Genomic DNA, 21,092 nt, shown 5'->3' with positions numbered 1-21,092 from the left:
AGTGAGAGGAGTTACATTGTAACTCTTCTTATTTGCCAAAACTTAGATGCCCAGTATGGGTTGTCGATTCTTGAAATAATCACACCTCTAGACGTCGATGCATGCATGAACTGCTTGTTACCCAAGTAAATTCCGACATGATAAGTTGTACGTCTTGTTTTAAAAAACACTAGATCCCCTTGCTTGGCATCCGTCCAACTTAACTCCACACCTTGCTTTGATTGCTGCTTCGTTGTCCTTGGTAACGAGAGCTGATAAGCCTCAATAAACGCTTTTTGTACAAATGCTGAGCAATCAATTCCAGATTTCTGTGTCCCGCCTAAGCGATAAGGCGTGCCGTGCCACTCTGTGTAAAAGTCGAACAAGTCAGGGTTGTCCGACAATAGCTGATTTGTAGGTGTTGTCACCTGTGCTTGCTCACTAGGCTCAGGCCCAGAAGAGCAGGCGCTTAGTAGCACACTGATTATCAAAGGAAAATATACTCGACGCAAATCACCACCTGTCATCTCTATGACTCACAACTGAAATATTAGTGTCATAACCAATCCATAGTATGGGCTGCAAATCACGGTTTTGTCTCACAAATGTGACGGAATCACTGCAGAACCGATTCAACCTTAAGAAAGAATAAAAATTGATTATGGCAAAGCGAAAACGCTCACGCACATCACTTTCACTGATTCAGGCTGTCAGTGCAACATTTTTAACTATCATTGCTCTTGTTATAGCCCTTTCTGTCTCAAGTTTCAAAGGAATGGAACAGGTAGGGGAACAATTTGAAGACTTGTCGCAAAAAGCATTACCAATCGCGATGGCAAACGCAAAGTTAACCAGGAATGTATTGGAGATGGTTAAGCTACTCAACCATGGTATGCAGATTACTGAGCCGAAAGAGTTGCCTCTCATAAAAGAGCAAATCGACTCTCTTGCAACTCAAAGCACAACTTTGGTTGTGAAAGCGTCTGGTGTAGCTCAGCAACTCTCGGAGGAGTTAGACACCAAACTAGCGCGTTTACATAACATCACGCAGTCCATTTTGTTGAAGCAATCTTCGGTGATACAAATTCAAATGGATATTGATGCCGCTGTTGGTGGGTTTCGCTATGGGCTTAGCTCTATCGGTCCGGAAATGAATCGAATCAGTTCGTTTCTTAGTGCTGATAATCCTGAGTCGAGCGATGCCGCTAACCGTTTCATTGCTTCTGCAAGCTCAATGGAAAGTACGTTCTTAGTCATGATGATGCACTCAGAATTAAACGAAGCCGAAAAAGAATACCGAGAAATGCGAAATCGCATAGCAGGTATTAAACTCGCCTATGAAGACTTCCAATCTTTCCATCCTGAAGTAAGTGAATATGCAAGCTTAACCGCACCATATGAGATGGTGAAACAAGGCTTTAGTGAAAAGGGCGTGCTGCGTTTGATCCTCGCCAAACTAGAACAAGGGGAATTGCAACGTTCAGAGTTTAAACAGGCTTCGATGCTTGCGGATGAAACCATGCGGTTACTTGATCAAATCTCCCAAACCGCTGGTCAGTTGATCGATGAAAAAGAGCGGGTGGTCAACGAGACCATTGAATCGGTGAGCGTTGTGCTCGTGTTTGCGGCGTGTGTGATTTCTTTTATTATTCTGGTTACTTGGTTTAGTCTCAAGTCATGGACAAACCGAGGGTTAAGGAATGTACTAACGCGTCTTTCAGCACTTACCGAACATGATTTTCGTGACAAGGCAGAAGAAGTCGGCCCCTATGAGCTGAAAGAAGTAGCACGAAAGTTGAATCAAGTAATCGATTCCACACATGACTCCATTCAAACGGTGACGCGCAATTGTGAAACGCTTTATCAGACGGCAGAAGTAAGTCACAGTGCAGCCGAACAAACAAGTGATGGGTTGGCAACACAAAATGAAGCGTTGTCGAGTATGATCACGACCATAACGCAGCTTGAAGCCTCTATTCGTGAAATAGCAATGGTGACAAATGCATCTTCACAGGACTCGCTCCTTGCAACCCAACACACTGAAAAAGGGGTTCAAGTCGTGGAACAAAACCGCGAACGTTTGGAGTCATTAGAAAGCTCTTTGGATGTAAATGAACAGTCAATGTTAGAGCTAGACCAGCGTGTTAAACAGATTCGTGAAATGGTGGATATGATCAGTGGGATCGCGGACAACACCAACTTACTTGCTCTCAACGCGGCAATAGAGGCTGCCCGTGCTGGTGAGCAAGGGCGTGGATTTGCGGTTGTCGCTGATGAAGTTCGCAAACTTGCAAGTGATACCTCTCAACAAACTACGAACATCCGAGAAATGATGAGCGAGCTTATTACTGCCGCAGAGCGCTCGCGCCAAGCAGTTAATGATTCAAGAGAAGAAATGACCCACGCGCTACAGTCCAGCAATGAAGTGAAATCGACATTCTCTGATATCAACCTCGCGGTTAAGCACATTCAAGAACGTGTTGAGCAAATCTCAGTTGCTACAGAAGAACAAGAACGAGCGACGGCAGATGTATCTCAATCCATCACACATATTTCTGATCTTGGCGAACGCACAAAGCTGCAGCTTGAGTCTATGGTTGAGAGTTCTGAGCAAGTGGCGGAAATTGCTGGGCACCAGCAAGCAATGCTGCACAAGTATGAGCTTCATCAGACCAAGTAAATGAGATGTTTCCACCGACTAAAAGCAGAACCTCGGTTCTGCTTTTTTGTTACGGCTACTCATTTAATGGCTCCTATTTGCATCGCAAAAGTGAGTTACATCTCATCTCGTTCATTTCTAAAGGGTTTAGTTATCACAACGTGATGTTAATGCTTTGTTCGAGGGACTCGTTGACTAGAATGTCGCCAGAATTCAAAGGAATGAATCATGCAGCTTCATGCGATTTTTTTATATCCAGAGAAAGCTAAAGCCATAAGAAGGAGTGGTTTTGTGGTCGATAAAGTTTGCCCCGTCGTTCTACGTAATCAAAATCAAGAGATCCTACTTTTTAAACATCCGTTGGCGGGTGTTCAGCTCGTCAAGGGCACTGTTGAAGTGTTTGATGAGAGTTACATCATAGCGGCCAAGCGGGAGCTCGCTGAGGAGTCTGGTATCACACATGTTCGTTCCGCACGATATTTATGCTCATGGGACAGTGGCTTTCAAAATCAAGCATGGCATTTTGTTTTGTGTGAGTGTGCTGATCTCGCTAATTCATGGCTGTTTCATACGCAAGACGATGGTGGACATGATTTCGCGTTCTTCTGGCACGATGTCGAGAGCGGCCTTCCCGCGAATGCACATACTGTGTTTCAGCGCGGGCTGGAAAAGGTACGAGAGTTGCTAAACCAAGGCGTGATTTAAAGGAGGATTCTGTCGTTGCATTGGCGGATTTGGGACAATGACAAAGCAAACACTATGCTTCTACTAGAAGCAAATAAAGAAGGTAGAGTAGCCGTTACTGTTCTCATCGTGTTGATAATGGCACTGTCGATCTCAAAAATGGCGATGAGATTACAAATGTTTAAGTGACTTCTATATGCTTTGCTCATTCATTCAGATAAGGAAACGGTAATGGATAAATTCGTCGTGTTTCTCTTATGCCTTTTTATGACAGTTGGCGGAGTGGTTCATCTTTATGACAACATTGTTGGTGGCTTTTTACCTTACGATTTTGCGCCACGCTGGTTGAATATGTATTGGAGCGCTTTGGGACTATTGGACTTATTAGCAGCGTATCTATTGGTCAAGCATCGCCGCTCTGGCCTAGTCGTTATGTTATTGATTCTTATAACCAATGTTATCTTTAGTTCCCACGCTCACTATACATTAGAAATATTAGATAACAACGTCGCCCTACAAATGAAGACACTGTTTTTAGGGTTCTCATTTGGGGTATCTATCTGGTTATGGAATGCGCGAAAACATAGTCAATCGCGCCAAATATTTCGTTAATTATTATTTTCACAACACTCGATTAAGGATTGTAAACAGGGACTCGTTATGAACGATTTTAAAGACTTGGCCAGTTTTGCTGGTTTCAGCGTACTGACAGGTTTGAGCTTTGCCACCACTTTCTTCAGCTTTGCTTTTCTATACAGCTCAATAGAGGCACAGCAAGTAATGAACACCAATGCTTTGGCATGTGCAGTGCTTGGTGTTGTTGGTTTATTTGTTGGTATTACTCAGTTAAACAAAAAGCGTCAGCTAGCAGAAAACTAATCTGTTCTTACACATCATGAGGATGAAGTAGTGTTTAACAGGGGTTTAGGCTTGGTCTATTCGTTTTGTTGACATACTTCATCCAACAATATTTTTTCAACCATTACTTCTTCTCTTTATTGTAGCGAAAGGGCTGCGTTAAAAGCTTATCTAATCTTTGCTCTTCTTCGTCTCTAATTTCCGGCACACCAATAACAACATCATCATGACCCAACTTAGGCTGAGCTCGGTATGTCTCAAAAAAGCGGTCCCAAACTGAAAGGAAAAAACCAAAGTTTGAGTGGGTCTCTTTTACTATCACTGAATGGTGCACGCGATGCATGTCTGGTGTAACGATGACGTTTCGCAGTTTTTGGTCTATGGATAAAGCCAGTTTTGCATTACTGTGATTAAACATCGCGCTCGCATTAAGCACAATTTCAAATACCACAATTCCGATAGGTGAAACACCTAAGATAAACACGGCTGCAATTTTTACTCCCATTGAAATGATTATTTCGAAGGGATGAAAGCGTGCGCCTGTAGTGACGTCTATGTCGAGATCGGCGTGATGCATTCGGTGAATCTTCCACAGCGGCTTTACATGATGAAAGACAACATGCTGAGCGTAAATGACGAAATCAAGCAAAATGACGGTTAGAAAAATATTTAACCAAGCGGGGAGGGACAGAATATTGAGCAGCCCCCATTGTTGCTCCTGAGCTATGACCGCAGCTTGAAAGGCGGCGATAGGCATGATTAAAGCAATAACTAGGCTGTTAAAAGCGACCAATGACAAGTTATTGACCCAGCGAAACCTGCGCGAAGCGGTCAGTGTTTTTCTAGGCAATTTGTTTTCCCAAATGGCACAAAGCAATAATACGCCAAGGAAAAAGCCTAATCTGAGCCATGAGGGTTCTTGAAATGTCGTTTCTGTCACTGTCATTCCCTTATTTATTTCTTTATCTATGACCGAGATAAGAGTGAAATTATTTCAACACACTGCTGATGGGCTTATCTTGAGGCGAAGCCATAATATCAGTAGAATCGCGCTCTACTTTTTACTTGGCATTACTTACCATGAGAATTCACGCTTTCCACCGTTTATATCAGTACCGACAATCTATCTCAACCAAGCCTTTCAACGCGCGTGGATGTAAAGTGGTTCGTTGCCAATATTGCCAGGTTTCTGAGCAACACTGTTTGTGCGACCTTCAGCCAAACATCAAGGCCAATATTGCATGTATGTTGATTGTTTCTGAAAACGAAGTGTTTAAGCCAAGTAATACCGGTCGTCTAATCGCTGATACGATTCAAGAGACTTACGTGTATCAATGGAACCGAAGAGAACCGTCTGAAGAGATGCTAGCGCTACTACAGGATGACAGTTACCAACCGGTGATTGTATTTCCTGCAGACTATGTGGATGATCCCTCTCGTTTAATTGAAGATCTAGAGCCAGGGCGATTGGTAAAAGAAGATGTCGAGAACAAAAAATGGTTGCTGATCTTTATTGATGGTAGCTGGCGTGAGGCACGAAAGATATTCCGTCGTTCTGATTTTCTTAAATCTTTGCCTGTGCTTTCCATTGAGCCGGAATCTCTGTCTGAATACATCATGCGCCGCTCCGAGAATGATCAGCATCTTTCAACCGCCGAAGTCGCGACATTAGTTTTAAAACAAGCTGGTGAGCCTAAAGCTGCGGAATGCCTTCAATTGTGGTTTGAAGCCTTCAGAGAAACTTACATGCTGAGCAAGACTCGAGTCAAAAGCGACCCTAACCAGCCACACTTGAAACGTTTCAAAGAGTGGATGAAAACCGAGAGCTGACTCTAAGGAATGAGCTTTTGTTGATGGTATGTTGTTCAACTGGCTTCGGTGAGGGGATAAATCTGCATTCGGTCACGGTTTGCAGGCGTACAGATATGGATAATGCCATCAGTTTATACTTTTGACTCTAGCCATTTTTGAGAGTCGTTTGAAGCATTTTTTAGGAGAGAAATACATGTATTACGGCTTTGATGTCGGTGGCACTAAAATTGAATTTGGTGCATTTAACGAGAAGCTTGAGCGTGTAGCGACGGAACGTGTACCTACACCAACAGACAACTACGAGCTGCTGGTTGATACCATTGCGGAATTGGTGAATAAATACGATACAGAGTTTGGCTGTGAAGGTACGATTGGTCTTGGCCTACCAGGTATGGAAGACGCCGATGATGCAACGGTACTAACAGTTAACGTTCCTGCGGCAAAAGGCAAACCACTTCGTGCTGATCTAGAAGCTAAAATCGGTCGCAGCGTAAAAATTGAAAACGATGCAAACTGTTTCGCGCTTTCTGAAGCCTGGGACGAAGATCTTCAAGATGAACCATCTGTACTAGGTTTGATCCTTGGTACTGGTTTTGGTGGCGGCTTTATCTACGAAGGCAAAGTATTCTCTGGCCGCAACCACGTAGCGGGTGAGGTGGGTCACACACGTCTTCCTATCGACGCATGGTTCCACCTAGGCGAAAACGCACCATTACTGGGTTGTGGCTGTGGCAACAAAGGCTGTTTAGATAGTTACCTATCTGGTCGTGGTTTCGAGCTTCTTTACGCGCATTACTACGGCGAAGAGAAGAAAGCGATCGACATTATTAAAGCGCACGCAGAGGGTGAGGAGAAAGCAGTAGAGCACGTCGAGCGCTTTATGGAGCTGCTAGCGATCTGCTTTGCAAACCTGTTTACTGCAACAGACCCACACACCGTTGTACTTGGTGGCGGCTTATCTAACTTCGAATTGATTTACGAAGAGATGCCAAAACGCATCCCTAAACACTTATTGTCTGTGGCTAAGTGTCCTAAGATCATCAAAGCAAAACACGGTGATTCAGGTGGTGTACGCGGCGCTGCGTTCTTAAACATCAAGTAGTGACTGAAACCTTACTCGATATAAAGTAAGAAGAAATTTAAAGCCCCGTTTAGACTTTCAAGGTTAAACGGGGCTTTTACTTATATACCTAAGTAATTTCGGTATGCTCGGGTATAGATCATGAACAAAAGTAGCATGCATAAAAAACTCACGACGAATCGTGAGTTTTCTGTTTGCAGCTAAGCTTATTTGTTCTTTTTGCCTACGCCTAGGTTTTCTTTTTGAGCTAGGGTGATTTTGCTAAAGCCTAATTTTCTGAAGTAGTTGTCGCGGTAGTTTCGCACCGCTTTAGTGTCAGACACTGCTTCGATTTGTTGCTCCATCTTTAGGAACTCAGTGATATCGATACCTTCGGCTTCTGCAACTGCTTCTTGAATGTTGCGGTGCTGCTGGTATGAGAACGTCAGTTCTTTGTCTTGGTCTTTGTAAGTGTAAAGAATGGTGCGAGCCATAGCTGTCTCTCTGAAAAGGTTTCTGTATTAAACAAAAAGGCCAGACTCGCTGACCTTTGAATTTCTAGTTTGAGCTAGATTCTGCCTTGAAGTGGGATAATTGTCACGCTTTCTCCCGCTTTTACTGTATCAATAGCTGGGGAGATTTCGATCAAACAGTTTGCCTCACTCATTGAGCGCAAAATACCAGAGCCTTGCTTGCCTGTTGTACGAACGGTTAAACGGCCAGTGTTATCCAGTTCATAGATTCCTCGACTAAATTCGGTACGACCTTGTCGAGAGCGAAGGTTTTCAGTCGCGATGGCATTCACTTTCAGAGGCTTCCAGCCTTGTTCGCCTTGCATCTTACGCAGTGCAGGCTCAACAAAGTTGATGAATGAAACCATCACGGCAACAGGGTTGCCCGGCAGACCAAAGAACGGCTTGTTGTTGATTTGACCAAACGCTAATGGACGTCCCGGACGCATGTTGATTCGCCAAAAATCGATTTGACCAAGTTTATCCAAGGCAAGTTTGATGTAATCCGCATCACCAACGGATACGCCACCAGAAGTCATAACCACGTCCGCTTGCGCCGATGCGTTTTCCAATGCTTCAATCATTAACTGTTCGTTGTCTTCCAGAATACCGAAGTCCAAGATCTCGCAGCCGAGCTTTTCAAGCATGCCCATGATGGTAAAACGGTTGGAATCGTAGATAGAATTCGCTTTTTGCTCTGTTCCCGGCGCTTGTACTTCGTCACCGGTGGAGAACACGGCAACTTTCAATTTTCGGAATACATTCGCTTCACCAAAGCCAAGCGAAGCGATCATGCCCATTTCTGGAGAGGCGAGGCGAGTGCCTGCGGTAAAGACGTCACTGCCGATAGCGAGATCTTCACCTGCTTGACGAACGTTTTGGCCTGCTTTGATATTCGCACCGTTAAAAGTGACCCTGTCACCTTCTTGAATGGCTTGCTCACGCATGACCACTGTATCGCCGTTACGTGGTGTTGGTGCGCCAGTCATGATCTTAACTGCTTGACCAACTTCCAGAGGCTGATCGTAAGCATGGCCCGCCATCACTTCAGCAACCACTTGGTAGCTATCACGGTCAACATCATCACTGCGGATGGCATAACCGTCCATCGCGGAGTTGGTGTATTGCGGCACATTTACTGGTGAAACGATATGTTCCGCAAGAACGCGGCCATAGGCGTTTTCAATCCTGCATGCTTCTATTTCCGAAACCGCGTTCACCAAAGAAAGGATTTTTTCTTGGCCTTGAACCACAGAAAGGAAAGCCGGAGAAAGTGTGTCGCAACATGCAGCTTCTTTCTCTTTGTTTTTTGGCGCTTTCGCTTCTTGAACATACTGAATAACGAACTGAGCAATCGCTTCAAGATCATTGATGTTCATTTGTGGCAGTTCAGAGTCCAACTCGCCGCCGTCTGAAGCGATAGCGATGATGTTTTCATCGTTTGGATAAAGCCAAGGCTTGCCGACTTCTTCACGGTGCAATTCGATTTTAGGAAACGCGATGTTTTTGCAGCCTTCGACCAAAACCACATCAAGCATGTCTTCATCAAAACGTGTTAATAGGTATTCAAACTCCGCTTCGGCTTCTGGCGTTTCTGTCATTAACGCAAAACGGTTGCGAGAAGCAATCAGCATTTGAGATGCGCCAGCTTTGCGTAAACGGTAGCTGTCTTTACCCGGCTTATCGACATCGAAGTTGTGATGAGCATGTTTTAGCATGCCAATGCGCAGGCCCGCTTCAGTTAGCTTTGGCAATAGGGCTTCAAGCAGTGTGGTTTTGCCTGTGCCTGAATAAGCCGCAAAACCAAGAATAGGAATGTTTAGCGTGTGTTTCATGATTCTAATTGTCCAAATTGCGCCAGTTCTTCCGGAGTGTTCAAGTTGACGAAACAGTTTGGTGAGTCGCTAAAGTCAACGTAACTAGTGTTGCACTCTTTGTAGAGCAGAATGATTTTGCGGTCGCCACGTTCTAAAAATGCGGTGAGTTTTGGCAGTACGCGCTTGTGGTAGAGCGTAAAAACAGGTTGCTGATGGTCACCATCATGCGCGACCAAAATATCGCTGTCTTCTTTGACGAACTGGCAGAAACGCTCGACAAGGTCGGTGTTGATTTGTGGGCTATCGCAAGGTACAAATCCGACCCAGTCAGTTTCAGCATGCATCAAACCCGCGTGAATACCGCCCATAGGCCCAGGGAAATCTTTGAATTGATCACTAAATACGAAACCAAATTTGCTGTACGCATCTTGGTTTCGGTTGGCATTAATTAAAATGCGTGGAGTTTGTGGAGATAAACGTTCAATAACGTGTTCGATGAGTGGCTTCTGATTTAATTCAATCAGACCTTTATCTTTTCCACCCATACGGCTGGCTTGGCCACCAGCCAAAATGACCCAACTAGTTTGTGTTGGTTGAAGCATATGCATTCTCTTGGGATGTTTCTTTTGGTATGACATACAACAGAGGAGACTCTATCAAAGTCTTGTCTTTAATCCACCACTGTTTCTTACATAAGTCGGTCAGTGCGTTGGCCTGATGGCTTGTCACCACGATACTGGAACCACGATCCAAAAGATCTTTCGCCATCACCACCAATCGTTCAATGGATTCTTGGTCTAAAGACGCACTTGGCTCATCCATCAATAAAATCGACGGCTTTAAGATCCAAGCCCTTGCCATGGCAACGCGCTGTTTTTCACCGCCGGACAACACGGAAATATGTTCGTCCGCTAAGGTTTCTAAACCTACCATGCGCAGCGCGTGAATAACTTGAGCTCGCTTATCTTTTTGCGTGTCTTGTTGATATTTCACTCCATAGACTACGTTTTCATATACAGTGCCGTCAAAAAGGTAAGGGGATTGGTGGAGATAAATCACATCGACACGACCATTGCGACGCGTCAGTCTTTTTAGCCACGTATCTTTTGGCGCAACAACATCACCAGTAGAGGGTTTGAGCAAGCCAGCAAGGATTTTGAGTAGGGTAGTTTTGCCCACACCATTGTCACCCTTGAGATAAATGGCATCATTTGGGCCGATGGCTAACTCAGGGATGTGGAAAAGCACACGCTCTTTAAAGCGCATGGATAACTGTTCGGCGGTGATTTTTATAGTCATAATTCGCCTCGACATGGGGTTAATGGTGAGTCGTTTGTTTGCTTCATGTTCTATGTTCTGAGGTAGCCTTTGCCTCTCATGCTTGATAAGAAGAAGTTTAGAGCCAACGCTAAAGATAGTAATACAATTCCTAATGCAACTCCTTGCGCAAAAGCACCTTTACTGCTTTCCATTGCGATAGCCGTGGGAATATTTCGCGTCACGCCCATAATGTTCCCACCAACCATCATTGAGCAGCCCACCTCGGTCACTATACGTGAAAACCCTGCAATGATAGCCGCAAGTAGAGGAAAGCGGGTTTCCCAAATCATCGTAGCTGCCAAGCGCGGAATGGAGACGCCCAGCGTGATGGCAGTTTCCACTGCACGACGGTCGCTAGATTGTAATGCACCATGCATCATCGATACCAAAACAGGGAAGCAGATCACCATTTGGCCGAAGATCATTGCCTTCTGAGTGAACAGCATTTGCCAGTCTCCCCAAGGGCCAGCACGCGACAGCAACATGTACAGCAACAGGCCAATCACCACGGTAGGGACCGCTTGCAGCGTATTTACGATCGACAACAAAAACCATTTACCGCGAAAGTCGGTATACGCCAGTACAAAGGACATCAAAATAGCCGGCAATACCACTAGGGATATTGCCGTAATAGAGACACTAAAGGAGACCGCAACGATCTCCCATAGGTCTGCATCAAAATTCACCAGTAAGCGAAGCGCTTCCAGTGTTGTATCAGCAAGATTCATATTGCGTTATTTGCTCTCAGCATTCGCAACAAACAGTTGTTTACCGTTTAGGCGGAAACCATTGATAAGTTCCTGTCCGCGAGGGTTTACCAACCAATCACTGAATGCCTTCGCACCTTGGTAGTTAATCGTTGGGTAACGCTCAGGGTTAACAAGAATAACTTGGTACGGGTTAAACAGTTTTTCATCGCCTTGGAACAGAATTTCTAGATCCAATTTGTTTTGGTAAGCCAGCCATGTGCCGCGATCCGTCATGGTGTAGCCTTGCATTTCAGACGCCATGTTTAGAGTTGGGCCCATACCTTGACCTACGCTACGGTAGCCACCAAAGTTCGGTTCGATTTTAGTTTGAGCCCAAAAGCCCATTTCTTTTTTGTGCGTACCAGAATCATCGCCGCGAGAGATGAACGTTGCGTTTTTGTTTGCGATCTCTTTGAATACATCTAACACGCCTTCGTCATTTTTGATTGTTGCTGGGTCAGCTTTCGGGCCTACAATCACAAAGTCGTTGTACATCAGCTTGCGAGGCAAGACGCCGTAGCCTTTCTCAACAAATGCGCCTTCAGCTTTTGGTGCATGTGTCATCACCAAATCTACGTCACCGTTTTCGCCCATTTTTAAGGCTTTACCAGTACCTGCAGCAATAACATCGACTTTGTAGCCCGTGTCTTTTTCAAATTGTGGAAGCAGGTAATCAAGTAAACCTGAATGGTAAGTACTGGTTGTGGTTGCAAGGCGAACGTGTTCTCCGTCTTGAGCAGAAAACGCTGAGTAACTTACAAGCGTGATTGACGTTGCAGCCAGAGTTAGCGCAATTTTTTTCATTTTTATGTGTTCCTTTCCAATGATTCTTTGGAATCTCTCCAGGTTTTAGGGAGAAGCCTTTTTGGACGAGAGCGATTAGCGTAATACGCAAGTTGTCTTAGGGTGTTGGAATAAGCAAACATCAACATCCTGAGATCACTTAAAATGCGCCCCGTATCCACCTTATAGCAAACAAGATGCCAACCTTTTACAAGCTTAAAGTGCTTGGTTTATGCACTAAATCATGGGGTTATTTGCATAAAAGTTTGCGTTGGTACAAAATGTCGCACTTTTTGTAGGGTATCTCTGTTTAAACTTGGTACACTCTGTCCCATCGAAATCCATCTGGGGTAAATATGTCTACTCAATCCCATCTTAGTACAAACCAACAATATAGCGCCTTTTCCGTACTGGTCGTCGATGATGAATTAGGCATGCAAGCCATCTTGAAAAAGGCATTGAGTAAGCTTTTTTCACATGTCGATACAGCTGGTAGCATCGAAGAAGCAGAACAACTGCGTAATTCTCGACATTATGATCTGATCTTACTGGATATTAATCTGCCAGGGCGTTCTGGAATTGAGTGGGAAGAAGCGTTTGAAGATGATGACAAACGTGCCGATGTGATTTTTATGACGGGTTATGCGGATTTAGAAATTGCCATTCGAGCGCTACAGCTCGGTGCTTCCGACTTTATCCTCAAACCATTCAACCTTGAGCAGATGTTAAAAGCGGTCAGTCGCTGTATGGATCGCCGTTTGAACGAACGCATGCAGTACGCCATGACACGCGATTACCAACGTCACAATACCTCAGAGATCATCGGCGGCTCAGAAAAAACGCGTCTGCTTAAGCAACTTATTAACCAATTTGCACCATCACGCGCTTCTGTTTTGGTGGAAGGTGAGTCGGGTACGGGGAAAGAACTAGTTGCACGAGGTATCCACCAGGCGAGTGGGCGAACGGGCCCGTTTGTGCCAATCAACTGCGGCGCGATTGCACCTGAGCTTTTAGAGAGTGAGTTGTTTGGTCATACATCGGGCGCGTTTACCGGTGCAAAAAAATCGCGTGAAGGTTTGTTCCGTGTTGCTAACGGTGGCACCTTATTTCTTGACGAAATCGGGGAGATGCCACTTGCAATGCAGGCATCATTATTACGTGTGTTAGAGCAGCGTACGATTCGCCCTGTCGGTTCAGAAAGAGAGATCAGTATTGATGTCCGTATCGTAGCGGCAACCAACCGAAACCTGCAAGAAGAGGTCAATCAAGGTAATTTCCGCAGTGACCTCTATTACCGTTTAAACGTTCTGAAAATTGAAGTGTGTCCGCTGCGAGAGCGCAAAACCGACTTATTTGAGTTGGTGCCATTTTTCAGCAACATGCTGACGCGCGAGCTCGGTATGCCTGCGCCCAAATGGGCGCACGAGGACATGGAAGCCATGAGTGAGTACGATTGGCCGGGAAACATTCGTGAGCTGAAAAACTTGATTGAGCGTTGTATCTTGCTTGGCAAACCACCTGCACACTATTGGCGAGAGCTGAATGGCGGGCATTCACTGCCTAATGTATCGATTACTGTTTCTCACTCTGCTGAGTTACCAACCTTTAGAGAAGGCAAAGAATTTACTGGCGAAGGCTATCCAAACAGCTGGACGTTAAAAGAAGTCGAGAAAGCACATATTAAACAAGTCGTTAACTTGCATGAAGGCAATAAGTCTGCTGCTGCTCGTGACTTGGGCGTAGCTCGCAAGACCTTAGAACGTAAATACAAAGAATGGGATTCTGAGGATGAGGAATATGCCGACTAACGGCCCACAGTACAAAGGATTGTCAAAATGGACGCACCGTTTTAAAACCATGGTGCGTTATCGCTTGTTATTCTTAACCTCTGCGCCGATTTTCCTCACATTGTTAGCTCTGATCGGCATTACCATTTATTGGTCTATTCATTACACGTGGCAAAATGCGCTGCTTGATGTCTCGGAGCGTCTTGGTGTTGCAAATAACAGCGTAACGTTGTTACAGCAAAAGCAAGCCAATTACGTGCGGGCGTTTGCCGATTCGTACGATTTCCGTATTCGCATTAATCAAGGAACGCCACAAGGTGACCTGCAAAAGTGGGTCACAGAGCAGAAGAAAAGATATGCTTTAGATTTTCTCTCTTTCCAACGCGTTAATTCCATGGAAAACAAATTCCGCTTTATGGATCTCACCAAGCGCGAATCGTTTTTTGATGTACTCAATAAAGAAGAACTCGAACGCCTCGATCCTGAACTCGCCAAACGAGCTGAAGTGCCTATTCTTGCTGATGGTGACAGGGAAGTGCGTGGGTTAGTCAGTCGAACCGTGATTCCGGTATACAGCCAAGCGAACGATTTGATCGGCTTTCTTGATGGTGGTTTGCTCCTTAACAACAGTACAGTGCTGGTGGATCAAATCCGCGATCTCATTTACTTAAGTGATAATGACCGCCTTCGCCCTGTGGGTACGTTGACGGTATTTCTCGATGATTTGCGTGTGAGCACCAACGTTCCTCTAGACAGCGATCACAGGCTAGGGCGCGCCATAGGCACTCGCGTGAGCGCAGAAGTGTATAACCAAGTACTTTCGAAGGGTGAACAGTGGGTTGACCGAGCATATGTGTATGACGCTTGGTATATTACGGCGTATCAACCGATCAAAGACCAATACGACAACGTCATTGGTATGCTTTATACCGGTTACCTAATGTGGCCATTCGTTAAAGCCTACATGACGAACATTGCCGAAATCAGCTTGATTACGGTTATGTTATTGCTGGTTTCCGGCGTGATGGTATATCGCGGTTCTTATGATCTGTTTCGACCGATCGAACGCATTCATAAAGTGGTGAAGCAGGTCCAACAAGGTAAAGAAAAACGGATTGGCCCGTTAGGATTAGATGCCGATCATGAACTTGCGCAGTTAGCCAGACAGTTTGATGATATGTTAGACGCGCTAGAAGAGCGCAAAATTGAACTGAAAAACTCCGCAGCTCAACTTGAATGCAAAGTTCAAGAGCGTACGGCAAGCCTGAGAGAAAAAACCCAAGATCTTGAACTGCATATTCAATTGCTCAACCAAACCCGCGACAAACTCGTTGTTCATGAAAAACTGGCAGCATTGGGAGAACTCACCGCGGGGATTGCTCACGAAATTAATAACCCAACCGCCGTGATTCTTGGCAACGTAGAATTGATCCATTTTGAATTGGGTGACGATGCAAGTCGAGTACAAGAGGAGATTGATGCGATTCACGCGCAAATTGATCGTATCCGCAATATCACGCGCAGTTTATTGCAATACAGTCGCCAAGGCGGTGTTCAAGATGAAATCACTTGGCAACATGTCAATCCTATCATTGATGAAAGCATCACCTTGGTTAAAACTGGCACCAAGAAACGCGACGTTGAGTTTGTGACTGACCTACAAGCGCATACGTCCGTTGAGATAAACCGTCACCACTTGCTACAAATCTTAGTTAATTTGCAAATGAACGCCATTCACGCAATGAGCGGTAAAGGAACTTTAACAGTAGTCAGTGAAGACTGGATTGAAGAGGGCGAAGTGAAAGGAGCCGCGATTCATGTTATCGATGAGGGCTGCGGTATTAAACCAGAAAACTTGAGTCGAATCTTCTCGCCATTTTACACAACGAAACGAGAAGGCACAGGGTTAGGGCTATCGGTCTCCCAAAGTATTCTCAGCCAAACGGGTGGTGAGTTAAAAGCAGAGTCTGAATGGGGAAAAGGCAGTAAATTCAGTATTTATTTACCTAAAAAAGCCGAACTGATCCTAGAGGTGACGAACATCGCTTAGTCACTTTTTTGAAGTATTAATGGAAAAAGAGCCACTGACGATAGTGGCTCTTTTTTGTATTTAATGACGCATTTATGTTTGCGCTTTTGCTTCTTAGAAACCTTACAATGATTTTACTTGGAGTGAATTAATAAAAACAACACTTGCAGTATGTAGCATGAACAAGTACCGTTGCCCGGTTTTTCTAAATACACCCCAATTGCTAAGGTAAAGGTTTTGATCTCCACAGCGAATATTACTCAACAATTCGGCGCTAAGCCGCTATTCGAAAACATTTCAGTTAAGTTCGGCGAAGGCAATCGCTATGGCTTAATTGGAGCTAACGGTTGTGGTAAATCAACCTTTATGAAGATCCTCAGCGGCGAGCTTGAGCAAACCAGTGGTAACGTAAGCTACGATCCAAACGAGCGCGTTGCAAAACTGAACCAGGACCAGTTCGCTTACGAAGAATTTACGGTAATCGATACCGTTATCATGGGTCATAAAGAGCTATGGGAAGTGAAGAAAGAGCGTGACCGTATCTACTCACTTGCTGAAATGAGTGAAGAAGACGGCATGAAAGTGGCTGACCTAGAAGTTCAGTTTGCGGAAATGGACGGCTACATGGCAGAAGCCAAAGCGGGCGAACTTCTTCTTGCGGTGGGTATTCCAATGGAGCAGCACTTCGGTCTAATGAGTGAAGTAGCACCAGGCTGGAAACTTCGTGTGCTTCTAGCGCAGGTTCTATTCGCAGACCCAGATGTGATGCTTCTTGACGAACCAACCAACAACTTGGATATGGACACTATCCGTTGGTTGGAAGACACGCTAAACGCACGTAACTGCACAATGATCATCATCTCGCACGACCGTCACTTCCTAAACTCAGTATGTACGCACATGGCTGATTTGGATTACGGTGAGCTACGTGTTTACCCAGGTAACTACGATGAGTACATGACTGCGGCTTCTCAAGCTCGCGAACGTCTACTAAACGACAACGCGAAGAAGAAAGCACAAATCGCTGAGCTACAAACGTTCGTTGCTCGTTTCTCTGCAAACGCATCGAAAGCAAAACAAGCGACATCTCGTGCTAAGCAAATCGACAAGATCAAACTGGATGAAGTTAAAGCGTCTAGCCGTCAAAACCCATTCATTCGTTTCGAACAGTCGAAAGAGCTGTTCCGTAACGCTCTGATTGTTGAAAACCTAAGCCAAGGATTCGAAGAGGACTTGTTCTCAGACTTCAATGCAATTTTTGAAGTGGGTGAGCGCGTTGCGATCATCGGTGAGAACGGTGTGGGTAAAACAACACTTCTAAACACGCTTGCTGGTGTGCTTGAACCGCGTGCGGGTGAGTACAAATGGTCTGAAAACTCAAACATCGGTTACTACGCGCAAGACCACGCGCATGACTTTGCAGAAGACATGAACCTAACGGATTGGATGGGTCAATGGCGTCAAGAAGGTGATGACGAGCAAGTCGTTCGTGGTTTCCTAGGTCGTATGCTGTTTGGCCAAGACGACATTAAGAAGTCAGTAAAAGTACTGTCTGGTGGTGAACAAGGTCGTATGCTGCTTGGCAAGCTGATGATGCACAAGCCAAACATGTTGCTAATGGACGAACCAACCAACCACATGGATATGGAATCGATCGAATCTTTGAACACTGCGCTTGAGCAATACAAAGGCACGTTGTTCTTCGTATCTCACGACCGTGTATTCGTAGACTCACTAGCAACGCGTATTATCGAAATCCGCGATGGTAAAATCACAGACTTTAAAGGCACTTACTCTGAGTTCCTAAAAGCTCGTGGTGTTGACGCGTAATTACTCGCAAAGCGTTTAAAAAGCAAAAGCCTCGCTATTTAGCGAGGCTTTTTTGATATTTGGCCTTAATCCTTAAACTGACCGGTTATATACGCATAGAGCCCGACCACGCCAAAGGTAATAATCATAGAAAGCATGATACCGCTGGGCGTAAGCAGAAAATTCCACAATTGGTCATTATTCATAGTCCACATCCTCTGTGAATCCGCATTATTGGTTTTAGTTTACACTGAAAAGGTGTTATTGGTTGCCTTTTACATCAAATTCAACCTTGTCGGCTCCTGTAAACACTTGGAAGCGCAAACCTTTCGCACGCGCAATGGTTGTAATACCAAATTGCTTCGCTAGATCTAACCCCATTTGAGTAACGCCAGAGCGAGAAAGCAGAACAGGAATGCCCATTTGAGCCACTTTAATCACCATCTCTGATGTAAGGCGACCAGTTGTGTAGAAAATTTTATCTTCACCTGTTTCTTCTTTGAGCCACATCTCACCTGCAAGTGTATCCACTGCGTTGTGACGGCCGACATCTTCCACAAATGACAACACTTCATTACCTTTGCAAACCGCACAGCCGTGTACTGCGCCCGCTTTTTTGTAGGTGTCGTTGTAATGAGTTAACGCTTCCAGCGCAGAATAAATTTCTGACTGCTTAAGAGGAACTTGAGGCACTTGATAATTTTCAAGCTGCTTCATCACGTTGCCATACATAGTGCCTTGGCCACAACCTGAGGTGACGGTTTTCTTTTTCAGGGCGCCTTCTAAGTGCTCAGTGTTTTCTTTAGTAATCACCGCTGCGGAATGCGTTTCCCAGTCAATAATAACGGATTCGATCGCGGCTGGATCGGACAGGAAGCTTTGGTTTTTTAAATAACCGAGTACTAGTGCTTCTGGACGCGAACCTAGCGTCATGAGCGTGACCACTTCTTTCCAGTTCAGCATGACCGTAAGAGGACGCTCGCAAGCGATTTGCTTCGTGAGCTTTTCGCCGTACTCGTCGTACACATCGACTTCAATGGTTTGCAGGGGATTTTCACTGGTTTTAATAATATTTGGTTTCAGCACAGTCGTGTCCTAGTGATTAAGAGCGTTAGGTTGCTACGCATTTAGCTTGCTAAGTGGTTAGCAAAGCAAATCTCATTCCAAAATAGCGGTTCCCACAGAAATTGCGAGGTTTTATGTCAACAATGCATTAAAACTGCGAGTTCGCAGTAATGACACATCAATACATTTGAGTTTCGTCTAGTTTGGTACTTATAGCCTGAGGGAGTATATAGACTAAGTTATATCAGCTTGGCGCGTTTATTGCTTCGAAGACAATAAAAATGGTCGAAAACGGGGGCAAAATGTCCTGTGTGTTTTCAGACCAAAAATAGAAAGACTGGGTGAGTTATGTCGGATAAGAAAGATTTCGAAAAAAATTACGAAAAGACTGAGGATACATGGCCAATCGGCGTAGAGCTTGTTGAGCATGAGATCAGTACAGGGATTTGGGTGACAACCCAATGGCAGTTGACAGGATTTGCGCTGAATCCGACGGAAGAGACTCCAGATGTTTGTCTGTTGCAATTACATAAAGACGAGCGTACAGACTACCGCTTTAACTTAAGCTCTCAGCAACCTAAACTCTTTTTAGTGATGGATAACGTCGAGTCTGGTGAAAAACCAGCGATACAGTTACTGACGGCTTCACAATCTGTTGCGGCGCAATATATGGATGGTGATAACCTTGTACTATCTAACGATATGCCGTTAGCCGTTCAGGCTTGGATGGAAGCCTTTATCGGTCGCCACGGTGAGTTGTTAGAAGTAAGACGTAAGAAACGCAAAGGAGCGGGCAGAGCAAATGGCAACTAGTTTTTTAAGCCGTTGGTCGAAACGTAAGTTAGAAGAATCTTCCCAACATGATGAAGAGATCACGCCGATAGCAGAGACGGCGCAATCCGAAGATAGTGTCACAGCGCTTTCAAACGCTGACGAAAGCTCAGATGCTTTGAACGTCAATGAGGATAGTCAGGCTCCAGACATTACCGCGAGTGTAGATACTGAAAAAACCGAAGAAATGTCTGTGGCGCAACTGCTGGTTTCTGAAGCCTCAGAAAGCGTCAAGAAAGCTGCGCTGCGCAAAATGTTCTTGTCCGAAGAATTTAACGTGCGTGACGGCCTAGACGATTACGATGATGATTACAGTAACTTAAAGTCACTTTCTCAAGACGTCGCTGAGACGCTGCGTGATTGGGTTAAAGACAAAGTGGAAGACGAACCAGACGCTGAAACTGCGCAAGGGTCTGAGCTTAACGCTAACGATATCGCATCTGAGGTAGTTGAAGACGCAGAGTCAAACACCGACAAAAGTGGCCAAATTACTCAAGATGAAAATGAACTGTATATAAATACAGTTCCTGGCGAAAGTGATACTTTTGCTGAAGAATCACAGCCTAACGAGGTGAGACAAAATATACCACACAAAGAATAGGTACATTTTGACTAAACACTCAATGAGCCGGCTGAGACAAAATGTCTCAACCGGTTTTTTTATCCCTACTATTTGTCAGTAAAGTTGATAACCTATTGATTTTTAGTTGATATTTTATTGGCATGACACTTGCTATCTGTTGCTCAATACCAATCTGGTTGAAGTTAGTACGGACGCACTGCGTAGTATTCATCGCCTGTAGACGGCGGAATAAGAATGCTCATTGATAAGTTAATCAGCAGAATCTCCGGCGCTAACTACACTAAGAGATGGAAAAGACTATCCATGTTCATAAATGGAATTGAGCAATGCTGAAACAATTATTAGAACAAGCAACTTCCAATAACGGTAAAGCGAGGCTGTACGCTTTCGAAAATACCGTAGAGTTGACCAATCTTATTCCACCAACCGTAAGCTATGAAAGCGGCGGTAACACTTTGATTGTGGGCCCAACGGCAATCATCGAAAGTGCGGCAGTACAATTGTCGCAAATGAACAGCCTAACGCTGCTTTCTACCGATGGCGAAAAGGGCACAAATCCCGAGCTTTATTACGCCAATTCGGTTCAGGTTTCAGGGTTCTTAGGTACGTTTGAAGTTCTGATTGAAAATCATGGTTCGACCAACAATCTTGCCAAGGTCGCGATCAATAGCGATTGTTTCGATATCGTACTCGATCTTTGCCTTAACAGCTGCATGTCGGAAGAAGTCCCAGTACCGGGCTACTACCCAGTAGGT

General features: G+C 44.9%; 20 protein-coding genes and 1 pseudogene. 12 read left to right on the top strand and 9 right to left on the bottom strand.

All coding sequences use genetic code 11. The features are described from left to right. Positions 1 to 11: 11 nt before the first annotated feature. Positions 12 to 506: an NlpC/P60 family protein gene (locus tag IQP38_RS05195; protein ID WP_025998640.1), complete on the bottom strand. Its 495-nt coding sequence runs from the start codon at positions 504 to 506 to the stop codon at positions 12 to 14. Positions 507 to 640: 134 nt separating this feature from the next. Here IQP38_RS05195 and IQP38_RS05190 point away from each other — a divergent pair, with 134 nt between their 5' ends. The 4 genes from IQP38_RS05190 (at position 641) to IQP38_RS05175 (ending at position 4,201) form a co-directional block, all read left to right on the top strand. Further along, positions 641 to 2,659 (top strand): methyl-accepting chemotaxis protein, encoded by a 2,019-nt coding sequence (locus tag IQP38_RS05190; RefSeq protein WP_193837377.1) that lies wholly within the window; start codon positions 641 to 643, stop codon positions 2,657 to 2,659. A gap of 270 nt (positions 2,660 to 2,929) precedes the next feature. After that, positions 2,930 to 3,343: an NUDIX hydrolase gene (locus IQP38_RS05185; RefSeq protein ID WP_132936671.1), complete on the top strand. Its 414-nt coding sequence runs from the start codon at positions 2,930 to 2,932 to the stop codon at positions 3,341 to 3,343. Positions 3,344 to 3,553: 210 nt separating this feature from the next. Further along, entirely contained in the window at positions 3,554 to 3,934 is a 381-nt protein-coding gene (locus IQP38_RS05180) for a hypothetical protein (RefSeq protein WP_005377611.1), read from the top strand. A gap of 48 nt (positions 3,935 to 3,982) precedes the next feature. After that, a complete protein-coding gene (locus IQP38_RS05175) occupies positions 3,983 to 4,201 on the top strand; it encodes a hypothetical protein (RefSeq protein WP_017634917.1) in 219 nt (72 codons plus the stop codon). Between the two features lie 103 nt (positions 4,202 to 4,304). Here the strand turns inward: IQP38_RS05175 and IQP38_RS05170 are convergent, their stop codons facing one another. Beyond that, positions 4,305 to 5,120, bottom strand: a complete 816-nt coding sequence (locus IQP38_RS05170; RefSeq protein WP_193837376.1) for a sterol desaturase family protein — start codon at positions 5,118 to 5,120, stop codon at positions 4,305 to 4,307. Between the two features lie 140 nt (positions 5,121 to 5,260). Between IQP38_RS05170 and IQP38_RS05165 the strand changes: the two genes are divergently transcribed. Together IQP38_RS05165 and nagK are read left to right on the top strand one after the other, a co-directional pair. Further along, the gene (locus IQP38_RS05165; protein WP_017634916.1) at positions 5,261 to 6,010 is read left to right on the top strand and encodes a tRNA-uridine aminocarboxypropyltransferase; all 750 of its coding nucleotides are present in this window, start codon (positions 5,261 to 5,263) and stop codon (positions 6,008 to 6,010) included. 175 nt (positions 6,011 to 6,185) lie between these two features. Next, positions 6,186 to 7,094, top strand: coding sequence for an N-acetylglucosamine kinase (gene nagK, locus IQP38_RS05160; protein ID WP_005377586.1), 909 nt, complete (start codon positions 6,186 to 6,188; stop codon positions 7,092 to 7,094). 185 nt (positions 7,095 to 7,279) lie between these two features. On the opposite strand, the gene IQP38_RS05155 is transcribed toward nagK, so the two are convergent. The 6 genes from IQP38_RS05155 to IQP38_RS05130 form a co-directional block, all read right to left on the bottom strand. After that, positions 7,280 to 7,546 (bottom strand): DUF2960 domain-containing protein, encoded by a 267-nt coding sequence (locus tag IQP38_RS05155; protein WP_005377584.1) that lies wholly within the window; start codon positions 7,544 to 7,546, stop codon positions 7,280 to 7,282. 74 nt (positions 7,547 to 7,620) lie between these two features. Next, positions 7,621 to 9,399, bottom strand: a complete 1,779-nt coding sequence (locus IQP38_RS05150; RefSeq protein WP_017634915.1) for a bifunctional molybdopterin-guanine dinucleotide biosynthesis adaptor protein MobB/molybdopterin molybdotransferase MoeA — start codon at positions 9,397 to 9,399, stop codon at positions 7,621 to 7,623. Next, entirely contained in the window at positions 9,396 to 9,983 is a 588-nt protein-coding gene (gene mobA, locus IQP38_RS05145; protein WP_005377572.1) for a molybdenum cofactor guanylyltransferase MobA, read from the bottom strand. The genes IQP38_RS05150 and mobA overlap by 4 nt, the downstream gene beginning before the upstream one ends. Further along, on the bottom strand, positions 9,961 to 10,680 hold the full coding sequence (locus IQP38_RS05140; protein WP_025766658.1) for an energy-coupling factor ABC transporter ATP-binding protein: 720 nt from the start codon (positions 10,678 to 10,680) through the stop codon (positions 9,961 to 9,963). Before IQP38_RS05140 ends, mobA begins: the two co-directional genes overlap by 23 nt. Positions 10,681 to 10,730: 50 nt before the next feature. Further along, complete coding sequence (locus IQP38_RS05135) at positions 10,731 to 11,429, bottom strand: ABC transporter permease (RefSeq protein ID WP_005389524.1); 699 nt, start codon at positions 11,427 to 11,429, stop codon at positions 10,731 to 10,733. A gap of 6 nt (positions 11,430 to 11,435) precedes the next feature. Then, positions 11,436 to 12,254, bottom strand: a complete 819-nt coding sequence (locus IQP38_RS05130) for a substrate-binding domain-containing protein (protein WP_005389522.1) — start codon at positions 12,252 to 12,254, stop codon at positions 11,436 to 11,438. 335 nt (positions 12,255 to 12,589) lie between these two features. On the opposite strand from IQP38_RS05130, the gene IQP38_RS05125 reads away from it, so the two are divergent. The 3 genes from IQP38_RS05125 (at position 12,590) to IQP38_RS05115 (ending at position 17,879) form a co-directional block, all read left to right on the top strand. Further along, positions 12,590 to 14,041, top strand: a complete 1,452-nt coding sequence (locus tag IQP38_RS05125; RefSeq protein ID WP_193837375.1) for a sigma-54-dependent transcriptional regulator — start codon at positions 12,590 to 12,592, stop codon at positions 14,039 to 14,041. Continuing rightward, positions 14,031 to 16,070 carry a cache domain-containing protein gene (locus IQP38_RS05120; protein WP_193837374.1) on the top strand — a complete coding sequence of 680 codons (2,040 nt, stop codon included), beginning with the start codon at positions 14,031 to 14,033 and terminating at the stop codon, positions 16,068 to 16,070. The genes IQP38_RS05125 and IQP38_RS05120 overlap by 11 nt, the downstream gene beginning before the upstream one ends. A gap of 216 nt (positions 16,071 to 16,286) precedes the next feature. Then, entirely contained in the window at positions 16,287 to 17,879 is a 1,593-nt protein-coding gene (locus tag IQP38_RS05115; protein ID WP_005377556.1) for an ABC-F family ATPase, read from the top strand. 240 nt (positions 17,880 to 18,119) lie between these two features. On the opposite strand, the gene IQP38_RS05110 is transcribed toward IQP38_RS05115, so the two are convergent. After that, the gene (locus IQP38_RS05110; protein ID WP_017820681.1) at positions 18,120 to 18,944 is read right to left on the bottom strand and encodes a formate dehydrogenase accessory sulfurtransferase FdhD; all 825 of its coding nucleotides are present in this window, start codon (positions 18,942 to 18,944) and stop codon (positions 18,120 to 18,122) included. Between the two features lie 327 nt (positions 18,945 to 19,271). Between IQP38_RS05110 and IQP38_RS05105 the strand changes: the two genes are divergently transcribed. From IQP38_RS05105 to IQP38_RS26295, 3 genes and pseudogenes are all read left to right on the top strand, one after another. Beyond that, positions 19,272 to 19,736, top strand: a complete 465-nt coding sequence (locus IQP38_RS05105) for a DUF3305 domain-containing protein (protein WP_005389514.1) — start codon at positions 19,272 to 19,274, stop codon at positions 19,734 to 19,736. Further along, positions 19,726 to 20,355: a DUF3306 domain-containing protein gene (locus tag IQP38_RS05100; RefSeq protein WP_193837373.1), complete on the top strand. Its 630-nt coding sequence runs from the start codon at positions 19,726 to 19,728 to the stop codon at positions 20,353 to 20,355. Before IQP38_RS05105 ends, IQP38_RS05100 begins: the two co-directional genes overlap by 11 nt. Before the next feature lie 308 nt (positions 20,356 to 20,663). After that, positions 20,664 to 21,092: pseudogene (locus tag IQP38_RS26295) on the top strand ((Fe-S)-binding protein); the annotation flags it as partial.

Origin of the sequence: Vibrio sp. OPT41, assembly GCF_015163595.1 — a bacterium.
GTDB lineage: Bacteria > Pseudomonadota > Gammaproteobacteria > Enterobacterales > Vibrionaceae > Vibrio > Vibrio alginolyticus.
Note: the sequence above shows the minus strand (reverse complement) of the source record. Positions and strands in the feature narration are given on the sequence as shown.